The organism is Maritalea porphyrae (genome assembly GCF_027213965.1).
Lineage (GTDB): Bacteria > Pseudomonadota > Alphaproteobacteria > Rhizobiales > Devosiaceae > Maritalea > Maritalea porphyrae_A.
Genome location: NZ_JAPWGX010000003.1, coordinates 390,804 through 402,336, shown reverse-complemented (window position 1 = coordinate 402,336; position 11,533 = coordinate 390,804). Strand labels below are relative to the sequence as shown.

The 11,533-nt window shown below is 48.4% G+C and carries 12 protein-coding genes and 1 tRNA gene; all 13 read right to left on the bottom strand.

Translation table 11 applies throughout. The features are described 5' to 3' along the window. Positions 1-4: 4 nt before the first annotated feature. Positions 5-4,165, bottom strand: a complete 4,161-nt coding sequence (rpoB, locus tag O4H47_RS10810; protein WP_269393990.1) for a DNA-directed RNA polymerase subunit beta — start codon at positions 4,163-4,165, stop codon at positions 5-7. Between the two features lie 198 nt (positions 4,166-4,363). After that, complete coding sequence (gene rplL / locus O4H47_RS10805) at positions 4,364-4,735, bottom strand: 50S ribosomal protein L7/L12 (protein ID WP_269393989.1); 372 nt, start codon at positions 4,733-4,735, stop codon at positions 4,364-4,366. Positions 4,736-4,786: 51 nt separating this feature from the next. Further along, the gene (gene rplJ, locus O4H47_RS10800; protein WP_269393988.1) at positions 4,787-5,308 is read right to left on the bottom strand and encodes a 50S ribosomal protein L10; all 522 of its coding nucleotides are present in this window, start codon (positions 5,306-5,308) and stop codon (positions 4,787-4,789) included. A 362-nt stretch (positions 5,309-5,670) separates the two neighbouring features. Then, positions 5,671-6,366, bottom strand: a complete 696-nt coding sequence (gene rplA / locus O4H47_RS10795) for a 50S ribosomal protein L1 (RefSeq protein WP_269393987.1) — start codon at positions 6,364-6,366, stop codon at positions 5,671-5,673. A 5-nt stretch (positions 6,367-6,371) separates the two neighbouring features. Beyond that, on the bottom strand, positions 6,372-6,800 hold the full coding sequence (rplK, locus tag O4H47_RS10790) for a 50S ribosomal protein L11 (RefSeq protein WP_269393986.1): 429 nt from the start codon (positions 6,798-6,800) through the stop codon (positions 6,372-6,374). 112 nt (positions 6,801-6,912) lie between these two features. Beyond that, positions 6,913-7,443, bottom strand: coding sequence for a transcription termination/antitermination protein NusG (nusG, locus tag O4H47_RS10785; protein WP_269393985.1), 531 nt, complete (start codon positions 7,441-7,443; stop codon positions 6,913-6,915). A 32-nt stretch (positions 7,444-7,475) separates the two neighbouring features. Next, positions 7,476-7,670, bottom strand: coding sequence for a preprotein translocase subunit SecE (secE, locus tag O4H47_RS10780; RefSeq protein WP_269393984.1), 195 nt, complete (start codon positions 7,668-7,670; stop codon positions 7,476-7,478). 168 nt (positions 7,671-7,838) lie between these two features. After that, positions 7,839-8,477, bottom strand: a complete 639-nt coding sequence (locus O4H47_RS10775; protein WP_269393983.1) for an aminotransferase class IV family protein — start codon at positions 8,475-8,477, stop codon at positions 7,839-7,841. Then, complete coding sequence (locus O4H47_RS10770; RefSeq protein WP_269393982.1) at positions 8,438-9,553, bottom strand: aminodeoxychorismate synthase component I; 1,116 nt, start codon at positions 9,551-9,553, stop codon at positions 8,438-8,440. The genes O4H47_RS10775 and O4H47_RS10770 overlap by 40 nt, the downstream gene beginning before the upstream one ends. A gap of 88 nt (positions 9,554-9,641) precedes the next feature. Then, positions 9,642-10,097, bottom strand: coding sequence for a hypothetical protein (locus O4H47_RS10765; protein WP_269393981.1), 456 nt, complete (start codon positions 10,095-10,097; stop codon positions 9,642-9,644). Next, the gene (gene bluB, locus O4H47_RS10760) at positions 10,094-10,801 is read right to left on the bottom strand and encodes a 5,6-dimethylbenzimidazole synthase (RefSeq protein ID WP_269393980.1); all 708 of its coding nucleotides are present in this window, start codon (positions 10,799-10,801) and stop codon (positions 10,094-10,096) included. Before bluB ends, O4H47_RS10765 begins: the two co-directional genes overlap by 4 nt. A 114-nt stretch (positions 10,802-10,915) precedes the next feature. Then, positions 10,916-10,991 (bottom strand) — tRNA-Trp (locus O4H47_RS10755). A gap of 77 nt (positions 10,992-11,068) precedes the next feature. Continuing rightward, the gene (locus O4H47_RS10750) at positions 11,069-11,455 is read right to left on the bottom strand and encodes an MAPEG family protein (protein WP_269393979.1); all 387 of its coding nucleotides are present in this window, start codon (positions 11,453-11,455) and stop codon (positions 11,069-11,071) included. Positions 11,456-11,533 lie beyond the last annotated feature (78 nt).

Genomic DNA, 11,533 nt, shown 5'->3' with positions numbered 1-11,533 from the left:
TAGATTATTCTGCAGCGTCCGCAGGTTGATCTTGTTCGATCTGATCCTGTGGTTCATCATCCTCAAATTCATCTTCAGCCGCGGTGCTCAATTCAACATTGAGACCCAAGGATCTGATTTCTTTGACCAACACGTTAAAGCTTTCCGGAATACCGGCCTCAAACGTGTCATCGCCCCGAACGATTGCTTCGTAGACTTTCGTCCGCCCTGCAACGTCATCCGATTTAACTGTGAGCATTTCTTGAAGCGTATAAGCTGCGCCGTAAGCTTCAAGAGCCCAAACTTCCATCTCACCAAAGCGCTGACCACCAAACTGCGCCTTACCACCAAGCGGTTGCTGGGTAACAAGGGAGTATGGTCCGATTGAACGCGCGTGGATCTTGTCGTCCACCATGTGACCAAGTTTGAGCATGTAAATGTAACCAACGGTTACATCACGGTCGAACTCTTCACCTGTACGTCCATCGATCAAACGAGATTGACCAGAAGCTTCAAGCCCTGCTTGTTCAAGCATCACAACAATGTCGGCTTCTTTCGCACCATCAAATACCGGTGTTGCGATTGAAACGCCTTTGGTGCCCAAATACTCAGACAAACGCACAACACTGTCGTCATCAAGGTCTTGGATGTAGTCATCATCCGTGTAAAGCGCATTCAGCTCTTCACGAAGTGGCGCTACATTGTTCTGACCTTCACGCTTGTATGTGTCATACATCGCGCCGATTTTGCGGCCCATGCCAGCACAAGCCCAACCAAGGTGAGTTTCCAAGATCTGGCCAACGTTCATCCGGCTTGGCACGCCAAGTGGGTTCAAAACGATGTCAACAGGTGTACCGTCTGCCAAGTGAGGCATATCTTCAACAGGCATGATGCGAGACACCACACCTTTGTTGCCGTGACGGCCAGCCATTTTATCACCAGACTGGATTTTACGCTTAGTCGCAACAAAGACTTTGACCATCTTCATCACGCCTGGTGGCAATTCGTCACCACGCTGAAGCTTGTCAACTTTGTCGATAAAACGCTGCTCAAGTTGTTTGCGGCTGTCTTCATACTGGCCTTGCAATGCCTCAATTTCAGACATTACATGGTCATCATCAACCGCAAACTGCCACCATTTAGAACGTGGCTGGCTTTCAAACACAACGTCATTCAACTTTGTGCCTGCAACATAGCCTTTAGGGCCAGCAGTTGCTTCTTTGCCGAACAACATTTCTTTCAAACGCGCATAAACGTTACGATCAAGAATTGACTGCTCATCGTCCCTATCTTTGGCAAGACGTTCAATCTCTTCGCGCTCAATAGCCATCGCACGTTCATCTTTGTCGATGCCGTGACGGTTGAACACACGAACTTCGATCACTGTGCCCGCATCCCCAGGAGGAACACGCAATGATGTGTCACGTACGTCAGAAGCTTTTTCACCAAAGATCGCCCGCAAAAGCTTTTCTTCTGGTGTCATTGGGCTTTCGCCTTTTGGTGTGATTTTACCCACCAAAATGTCGCCCGCTTCAACGTCCGCACCAATGTGTACGATACCCGCTTCGTCGAGGTTTTTCAGAGCTTCTTCTGAAACGTTTGGAATATCACGAGTGATTTCCTCAGGACCCAATTTGGTATCCCGCGCCATCACTTCGAACTCTTCCAAGTGAACAGACGTGAACACGTCATCTTTCACAATGTTTTCAGAAAGAAGGATCGAATCCTCATAGTTGTAGCCATTCCAAGGCATAAACGCGACGAGCACGTTACGGCCAAGAGCCAAATCGCCCATATCAGTTGATGGACCATCAGCAATCGTATCGCCCGCATCAACATGATCACCCACTACGACCAATGGACGTTGGTTGATACATGATGATTGGTTTGAACGCTGGAACTTCATCAATGTGTAGATGTCCACACCAGACTTAGAAGCATCAGTTTCTTGCGTTGCACGAATAACGATACGTGTCGCGTCAACCTGATCAACGATACCTGGACGTTTGGCAACAATCGCCGCACCTGAATCGCGTGCCACAACGGCTTCCATGCCAGTACCAACAAACGGCGCCTGTGCACGAAGCAATGGCACAGCCTGACGCTGCATGTTTGAACCCATCAAAGCACGGTTCGCATCATCGTTTTCCAAGAATGGAATAAGCGAAGCCGCAACCGAAACAACCTGTTTCGGCGAAACGTCCATCAAGTCAATCGCTTCGCGCGGTGTCAAAGACACCTCACCGGCGTGACGTGATGTTACAAGATCGTTTTCAAACGAACCATCGTCATTCAGCTTGGCGTTGGCCTGCGCAACATTGTATTTTGCTTCTTCCATTGCTGAAAGATAAACAACGTCATCAGTCACTTTGCCATCGATAACTTTACGGTAAGGCGCTTCAATAAAGCCGTATTTGTTGACCCGTGCGAATGTAGCCAAAGAGTTGATCAAACCAATGTTTGGACCCTCTGGAGTTTCAATCGGACAAATACGACCATAGTGGGTTGTATGAACGTCACGTACTTCAAAACCAGCACGCTCACGTGTCAAACCGCCAGGGCCAAGCGCTGAAAGACGACGCTTATGCGTGATCTCTGAAAGCGGGTTGGTCTGATCCATAAACTGTGAAAGCTGTGATGAACCAAAGAACTCACGCACCGCAGCGGCTGCTGGCTTTGCGTTGATCAAATCTTGCGGCATCACTGTGTCAATTTCCACAGATGACATACGCTCTTTGATCGCACGTTCCATGCGCAACAAGCCAAGACGGTAATGGTTTTCCATCAACTCGCCAACTGAACGCACACGACGGTTGCCAAGGTTATCGATATCATCGATATCGCCTTTGCCGTCACGAAGGTTCACCAAAGTGCGAACGACTTCAACAATGTCTTCTTTGCGTAGAACACGAACAGTGTCTTCACACTCCATGTCCAATCGCATGTTCATTTTCACACGGCCAACCGCTGAAAGGTCATAACGTTCAGAATCAAAGAACAATGATTCAAACATTGCTTCAGCAGTTTCGATGGTGGGGGGCTCGCCCGGACGCATCACGCGGTAGATGTCAAACAATGCATCTTCACGAGACTCGTTTTTGTCGAGCGCCAAAGTGTTGCGCAAGTAAGCGCCAACATTCACGTGATCGATATCGAGCACAGGAACAGCGTCAAAACCGGCTTCAACCAATTTAGCCAGATTTGCGTCATCAAGTTCGTCACCAGCTTCGAGATAAATCTCGCCAGTTTCGTCATTGATCAAATCTTCTGCAACATAAGAGCCGAACAAGTCAGCATCTTCCACCAAAACGTGGGTCATGCCGCCTTCGTGCAACTTTTTCGCTGCCCGTGCTGACATTTTCTTGCCAGCTTCGTGCACCACGTCACCAGTATCAGCGTCGATGATGTCTGCGATTGGTTTTGTGCCACGCACTTTTTCCCAATCAAATGGCTGACGCCATCCACCATTCGCACGCTCATAAGTGATCGTGTTATAATATGTATCAAGGATTTCCTCTGCATCCATGCCCAAAGCTTTGAGCAAAGAAGTTACAGGGATCTTGCGGCGACGGTCGATGCGGGCATAAACAACATCTTTCGCGTCAAATTCAATATCGAGCCAAGAGCCACGGTATGGAATGATGCGCGCAGCAAACAAAAGCTTGCCAGAAGAGTGTGATTTGCCTTTATCGTGATCAAAGAACACACCAGGTGAACGGTGCATTTGAGAAACGATAACACGCTCGGTACCATTGACCACAAATGTACCGTTACCGGTCATAAATGGCATATCGCCCATGTAAACATCTTGTTCTTTGATGTCTTTTACAGACTTCGCGCCTGTTTCCTCGTCGATTTCAAATACGATCAAACGAAGAGTGACCTTCAAAGGCGCTGCAAATGTCATATCGCGTTGGCGACATTCATCTACATCATATTTAGGCTGTTCAAATTCATAAGACACAAAGTCCAAGGACGCTGTGTTTGCGAAGTCAGAAATTGGAAAAACTGACTTGAATACAGATTGAAGACCTTCGTCACCACGACCACCCTCAGGTGCGTCTACGATCAAGAATTGATCATATGATGCTTTTTGAACTTCAATTAGGTTTGGCATTTCGATGACTTCTCGAATGCTGCCAAAGGATTTGCGTACTTTACGACGACCTTGATAGTTGGTGGTCATGCCCGCTCCTATGTTTTGAAATGCTTTAAGGGCAACTGTCCAGAATACCGAAAATTATCTTCGGTACTCGGGACATCTGCCCTATTGTTTGTTTACCGCAACTTCGCCCGCCAGATGCAACGGACCAAATTTATTACGCTCAATTACGCTGAGCGAAAGGAAGCGGCGCGGCGCTTATACCGCGCCACTTCCAAAGACTTACTTAAGCTCGACGCCTGCGCCTGCAGCTTCAAGTTTAGCTTTAAGCTCTTCAGCTTCAGCTTTCGCGATGCCTTCTTTAACAGGCTTCGGTGCACCTTCAACAAGGTCTTTAGCTTCTTTCAAGCCAAGACCAGTGATTGCGCGAACTTCTTTAATCACGTTGATTTTCTTGTCGCCAGCAGAAGTCAGAATTACGTCGAATTCTGTTTGCTCTTCAGCAGCTTCAGCAGCAACACCGCCAGCAGCAGCAACAGCTACTGGAGCAGCGGCAGAAACGCCCCATTTTTCTTCCAACATTGTTGAAAGCTCAGAAGCTTCCAAAACTGTAAGGGCAGATAGATCGTCAACGAGCTTTGCTAGATCAGCCATTGTATTTTCCTTATGTATTTCAATTCGAACTGTGGTTGTGATGCGAAGGCGCTATGCCGCTTCTTCGCCCTTTGTAGAATATGCTGAGATAACTCGAGCAATTTGCCCGCCAGGTGCATTGAGAATTGCGGCGATGTTTGTTGCAGGCTGTTTAACCAGACCAGCAAGTTTCGCACGTAGTTCATCAAGACTTGGAAGTTCAGCCAATGCCGCAACCTGTTTAGGGTCGAGTTTGGTTTCACCCATCGCGCCGCCAAGAACGACATACTTGTCGTTAGCCTTAGCAAACTTGGCAGAAATCTTTGCTGCCGTGATTGGATCTTCCGCATAGGTTAGAACTGTTGGACCGGTGAGATATTCACCAAAATCCGCAATTTCAGCATTTTCAAGAGCGAGCTTGGCAAGGCGGTTTTTCGCAACTTTAACTTGGCCACCAGCTTGTTTCATCTGCACGCGCAGATCTTCCATTTTGGCGACTGTCAAGCCTGAATAATGAGCTACTACGACAGAACCAGACGCGTTGAACGCATCTTGCAATGACGATACCAGCTCTCGCTTTTCCGCTTTATCCACTGCTTCTCTCCACTAATGATCCGAGAAACTTCTCGAACCGTTTCAGTTTTGATGCTTTGCTGCCTAAATAGTTCCAGACCAGCTAAAGCAACGGTGAAATGCCTGCCAACCTGAAATGTCCAAACAAAGCTTGGTCAAAACTGGTTTGTTCGAACCGAAACATCCTTGCCCATTCGGGCGAATTCTGTGTCGATTGTCACGCCGTCTATTGTTGGCTGGAATATTAAGTTCCCAAAAAGGAACGCCTACAGTCTCGGACAGGTCTTAATCCAAACCCCTAAAGTTCGGGGTTTGAAATCGGGTGATTAAAACCACCCGAATTCTTGTGTAGGGCGCCTAAACGCCCGCCATCTTAAAAAGCCTTACGCTTGTACAGATGACACATCAACATGAACACCAGGGCCCATTGAAGATGTCAGCGCAACGCGCTGGATGAATGTACCTTTTGCGCCAGATGGTTTAGCTTTCTGAACCGCATCAGCAAAAGCTTTTACGTTTTCAACCAACTTTGCGTCATCAAACGATGCTTTACCAACACCAGCGTGCAAAATACCAGCTTTCTCAACGCGGAACTCAACTGAACCTGCTTTAGCAGCTTCAACAGCAGTTTTCACGTCAGGTGTCACTGTGCCCACTTTAGGGTTTGGCATTAGGTTACGAGGACCCAAAACTTTACCCAAGCGACCAACAAGTGGCATCATGTCTGGTGTTGCAATGCAGCGATCAAAGTCGATGTTGCCCTTAAGCACTTCATCAACAAGCTCTTCTGCACCAACAATATCTGCACCAGCAGCTTTTGCTTCGTCAGCTTTCGCATCGCGAGCAAAAACAGCAACACGTGCTGTACGGCCTGTACCATTTGGAAGCGCTACAACGCCGCGAACCATTTGGTCTGCGTGACGTGGATCAACACCCAAGTTGATGGCCACTTCAATGGTCTCATCAAACTTTGCTGTTGCATTGCTTTTTACAAGCGCAATAGCTTCTTCCAACTTGTAGAGTTTTTTGCGGTCAACAGCTTCACGAGCAGCGACGGTACGTTTACCTAGTTTAGCCATTCTCGTTACCCCTGAACCTCAAGACCCATAGCGCGAGCTGAACCTGCGATTTGTGCCATCGCTGCCTCAATAGTGTCCGCGTTTAGATCTTGGATTTTCTTCTCTGCAATTTCGCGCAACTGGTCTTGCGAAATAGAACCCGCAACTTCGTGACCAGGCTTTTGTGAACCTTTAGGCAAGCCCAAAGTCTTCAACAAGAAATAGCTCACAGGCGGTTGCTTCATTGTGTAGGTGAAGCTTTTGTCCGCAAAAATGGTAATTGTCACCGGAATAGGTGAGTTCTTTTCCATTTCCTGAGTTGCTGCGTTGAAACCCTTACAGAATTCCATGATGTTCAAACCACGTTGACCCAATGCAGGGCCAATCGGGGGTGACGGCGAAGCTGCGCCAGCCGGCACTTGGAGCTTCAAATAGCCCTCAATCTTTTTTGCCATTTTGTTGCCTTTTCAAATGCGCCCGCACCATGCGGACATTCACAACAGCGTGGTGCAAGGTGTAATGTGCTGATTTGGCCAACCAGCACCCTCTCCCACACAGATTTAATGGTTAGGCTTTTTCAACCTGACCATATTCCAATTCAACCGGTGTAGCCCGACCGAAAATAGAAACTTCAACTTTAAGACGCGCGCGCTCCTCATCAACCTCTTCAACCACACCGTTAAAGCTGGCAAACGGACCGTCCGACACGCGAACGCTCTCACCAACTTCAAAGCTGATTGAGGGCTTAGGCCGCTCAACGCCTTCTTGTACTTGATGCAGAATTGAATTCGCTTCAGTTTCTGAAATCGGGATCGGCTTATGCTCAGATCCCAAAAAGCCAGTTACTTTTGGCGTATTCTTGATCAAGTGAAATGTTTCATCCGTCAGTTCCATTTTAACAAGAACATATCCGGGAAAGAACTTGCGCTCTGCGTCAACCTTACGGCCGCGGCGCACTTCAACAACTTTTTCAGTTGGAACAAGCACATCATCAAACAAATGATCAAGGCCCGAAGCCACGATCTTTTCTCTGATAGATTCGGCGACTTTGCGCTCGAAGTTTGAATAGGCCTGGACGATATACCAGCGTTTTGCCATCAGTAAAAAACCTAACCGTTCACTATTAAGGCTTAGCCAATGCTAAGCAGCAATCCTACAAACCAAGCTACAACTTGATCCGCCGCCAAAAAGAACACACTGGCCAATGTCACCATGATCAAAACCATGATGGTTGAAACCATAGTCTCATTACGGGTCGGCCATACGACCTTTGCAACTTCCGAACGGACTTGCTGCAAAAATGTGAACGGATTTGTCCGAGCCATAAAATTCCCTTGAGTTTCAACACGAAACCTGTGTCCGTGTGCCCATAACCAAATAGCCGCGCGAGTCGCCCGCACGGCTGGAAGTGGTGTAATAAACCTTAAGAAATCAAAACGCAACCCCTTTTGGCACATGCGTTGCGCATCATTGCATGTCATTCCACGCCAAAGCTAAACCAAGCGCGCTCTAATTATTCCGCGCAGTGAATTGCCAACATAAAGCTCTCGCGCCTCACGCAAATCGTTCGGTTGCAAAACCATTTCACGGGCATTGCCACTTTCCAGCAGCTCCTGGCGCAAAATACCGGGCAATAACCCAGAGGACAAAGGCGGCGTAAGAAGCCCCTCACCCATATCAGCAAACACATTGGTAATTGTGCCTTCGCACACGTCACCGTGTTCATTTAAAAGGATATACTCATCCAAACCATCCGGCAGATCCGCGCGTAGCTGATTATAAAGTTCACGCTTGGTGGTTTTGATTTTCAGCCAAGGGTCGTCCGCACGAACTTGCTCACTCGCAATTGACACGCGCCAAACTGTATCTTCTGGCAGCGGAAGAAAATCCCAAGTTTCAATTTTCACATCATTGTCAAATCCAACAGACAGGCGCATCCGCTGAGGTTTGTCGCCCCGGATCACATCCAAAATGCTTTTAATGTTCCCCGCTTCAATGCCCAAACGTGCACATCCACGCGCCAGACGCGCCAAATGCAAATCCAACCGCTGCACCCCTTTATCCGGGGTCCAAAGCATAGTCTCGAACACCCTTAAGTCTTTTGGAGCGTGGTCGCGAAGCGCGCTTTCCATAATGCCTCGTCATATTCAGATGCCGCAGTGCTGTCATAAACAACACCGCCGCCCACATTCAACCTTGCGCGGCCATTTTCAACCAATAGCGTGCGAATGGCCACATTAAATTCGGATTGACCATCTGGCCCCCACCAGCCAATGGAGCCACAATATATGTCACGCTGCCAAGGCTCCAAATCCCTGATAATTTCCATTGCCCGAATTTTTGGTGCGCCGGTGATCGACCCACACGGAAAAAGAGCCTGCAATATTCCACTCAATTGAATGCCGCACTGCAATTGCCCCTGCACCAAGCTGGTCATCTGATGAACGGTTGCAAAGCTTTCCACACGGAACAACTCTGGCACATTGACCGAACCAATCTCACAAATCCGCGACAAGTCATTGCGCATCAAATCAACGATCATCAGGTTCTCAGCACGGTTTTTCTCGTCGCTGGCAAGAAATGCCTTGCGCCGAGCATCTTCCTCGAGATTTGCGGATCGCGGTTGCGTCCCCTTCATGGGGCGGGTTTCAATAAGACCGTCCGCAAAGGTGCGGAAAAACAACTCGGGCGAACGAGATAGTATGCTTGGCAAACCATCTTGCTCAATGTGCACACCATACCGAACGGACTGCACTTTTCGCAATGCTGCATAAAGCCCATCTAAATCGCCGACAAGCTGCCCATCAATTGGGAAAGTCAAATTGGCCTGATAAATATCACCAGCCTCAATATAGTCATGCACCACAACAAATGCTTTTTCATAGCTCTGCGCATCCCATCGCGGTTGCAAATGGCTCAGCTCACCGTTTCCAGTCTGCACAGCAACGACTTCGCAATCCTCAAACACCCCAAATCGCAGTAAAGGCAAATGCCGTTTCGCTGGCATAAGATGACGAAGACAAGCCTCCAACGCGTAACCAAGTTCATAGCTTGCATAACCTGCCAACCACTTGCCGCTCGCACACGCCTCATCAAGTGCTGCCAGCGCCGCTGGCACATCTGAAAGGTCATTAGCTTGGATAATCTTGATCGGATCACGAAAGCGCGTAGCTTTCCCACCTGGTCCATAATCAAATTGAAGGTGCATTCAGATTTCCAATAACAGCAGCAGAATTGACTTTGCGCCCCTTCTATTGCGGCCCACATATTCTATGCAAGCGATACCTATGACCGTACTAGCTACAAGATGAGCCGATCACGTTGCAGTTGTCATCTCGGTAATAGGTGCAATTGCCTTGCGTGATCACTGCCGAGCAGCTCCCGCCGGTTCCACCTTCGACGCTTGTTTGCCCGTTTCCAGCTGCGAACAACGCTAAAATCAGAATAATTGGGAAGCCCATGGCAAACCGAACAGTCAGTTTTTTGCTGATCTCTGGCGCGCGCCAAAGCAAAAACAACGCGGTTGGGTACATAACAAATACATAAAGCGGATGCACGAAATTGATCCCAAGGCCAAAAAAACCAATGACGCAAGCGACACTGGCGCCAAACTTTACATTTCTAATGAAATCGTCGCTCTTCCAAACCCCATAAAGGCCAACTGGGAAAAACACCAGCACCCAAGCAATGACCAGCGTTTTGCTGTCATACCAATTGCTCTTGCTCTCAACCGATGCAGCTTCTTCGCTCATTGTTTCCCCCAACGCTCATGCATGATCAAATCCTCAAGCGGCAACCGCTTGCGCCAACCTTTGACTTGTAATTCAGGTTCTTCGTATAACTCATCGACATAGCCAACACACAAATAAGCGATGATCTCAATATCCTCTGGAATTTGCAAAATCTGCCGCATCTTGGCTTCATGATAGATCGAGACCCAACCGACCCCAACCCCTTCAGCACGTGCCGCTAGCCAGAGATTTTGCACCGCGCAAACAACACTATATTGCGCCATCTGTGGATTGTGCGTACGCCCCAACCCTGTTTTACCATTGCGGTTGGGATCACAGGTTATACATATGTTGAGCGGTGCCTTTGTGATGCCCTCAAGCTTCAAGTTTTGATAAAGCGCTTTGCGCTCACCCTTGAACTGCTGCGCCTCTTCCGCCTGCGCCGCCTTAAAAGCAGCTTGTACCTTTTGGCGCTGTTCAAGCGAGTTAATCAGCAAAAAGTTCCAAGGCTGCATAAACCCAACCGAAGGAGCCGCATGTGCAGCACTCAAAATGCGGTTTAAGACCGCGCCATCAATTGGATTGGGCAAAAACTGATCCCGCACATCACGTCGCGTTTTAATAGCGCGATAGACCGCTGCACGATCTTGGGCATCGAACGCTAAACGGTGTTCGTCCGCATCGTTTATTGTCACTTCGCGGTATGAATCTAGTGGATTGTGCATTGTGTGAATCTTGTTACCTCGCCTGAACACGCAAGATCACACAACATTGTCGAACACACAACCAAACACGACCAAGTAAATGGCGGATTTGCTAGCTAAAATTTCTGGAAAAAATGGCAGGGGCGGAGAGACTCGAACTCACGACCCTCGGTTTTGGAGACCGATGCTCTACCAACTGAGCTACACCCCTGCATAAACGACAAACGCCGCTGGCAAGGGTCTAATGCCAACAGCGATTTGTTTCAAGTGCTTTATGGCATTTTGCAGCTAAATTTGTAGCACAATCGGTTTGAGCATAAACAAAAGCCCCAAAAACCCAACGGCCCAAACCAAGGAACGCCCCCAAGGCACAGCAAACAAGTAGCAAAACAGATATACGACCCTCGCCCCAACAAATAGTTGCGCTCCCAATATTGCATCGGCAGGTACGCTGGAGCCGAGCATGTTCAGAATCGCCAGCGCCAAAAACACAGGAAAGCTTTCCCGCAAATTGTTGAAAGCGCGAACAGCACGCTGTCCAACAACGGGCAATTCCGGCAGATCGTCGCGCGAGCCCACATATCGTCCAATGCCAATTTGTGGAATTCGGATAAGACTGGGCAAAAACAGCTGCGCAAAATACAGCGCCAAGGCTACAACTATCCATATAATCATAAATCTCTCCCAATAATCATCATTGCTATAATGGCCATAGGGGGTATCGTTTTCAATTCCCTCACAAGGAATTGCCCT

Excerpts from the sequence above, each read along its gene's own strand:
- rpoB (WP_269393990.1), bottom strand. The coding sequence starts at position 4,165 with ATGACCACCAACTATCAAGGTCGTCGTAAAGTACGCAAATCCTTTGGC.
- rplL (WP_269393989.1), bottom strand. The coding sequence starts at position 4,735 with ATGGCTGATCTAGCAAAGCTCGTTGACGATCTATCTGCCCTTACAGTT.
- rplA (WP_269393987.1), bottom strand. The coding sequence starts at position 6,366 with ATGGCTAAACTAGGTAAACGTACCGTCGCTGCTCGTGAAGCTGTTGAC.
- rplK (WP_269393986.1), bottom strand. The coding sequence starts at position 6,800 with ATGGCAAAAAAGATTGAGGGCTATTTGAAGCTCCAAGTGCCGGCTGGC.
- nusG (WP_269393985.1), bottom strand. The coding sequence starts at position 7,443 with ATGGCAAAACGCTGGTATATCGTCCAGGCCTATTCAAACTTCGAGCGC.
- secE (WP_269393984.1), bottom strand. The coding sequence starts at position 7,670 with ATGGCTCGGACAAATCCGTTCACATTTTTGCAGCAAGTCCGTTCGGAA.
- O4H47_RS10775 (WP_269393983.1), bottom strand. The coding sequence starts at position 8,477 with ATGGAAAGCGCGCTTCGCGACCACGCTCCAAAAGACTTAAGGGTGTTC.
- O4H47_RS10770 (WP_269393982.1), bottom strand. The coding sequence starts at position 9,553 with ATGCACCTTCAATTTGATTATGGACCAGGTGGGAAAGCTACGCGCTTT.
- O4H47_RS10765 (WP_269393981.1), bottom strand. The coding sequence starts at position 10,097 with ATGAGCGAAGAAGCTGCATCGGTTGAGAGCAAGAGCAATTGGTATGAC.
- bluB (WP_269393980.1), bottom strand. The coding sequence starts at position 10,801 with ATGCACAATCCACTAGATTCATACCGCGAAGTGACAATAAACGATGCG.
- O4H47_RS10750 (WP_269393979.1), bottom strand. The coding sequence starts at position 11,455 with ATGATTATATGGATAGTTGTAGCCTTGGCGCTGTATTTTGCGCAGCTG.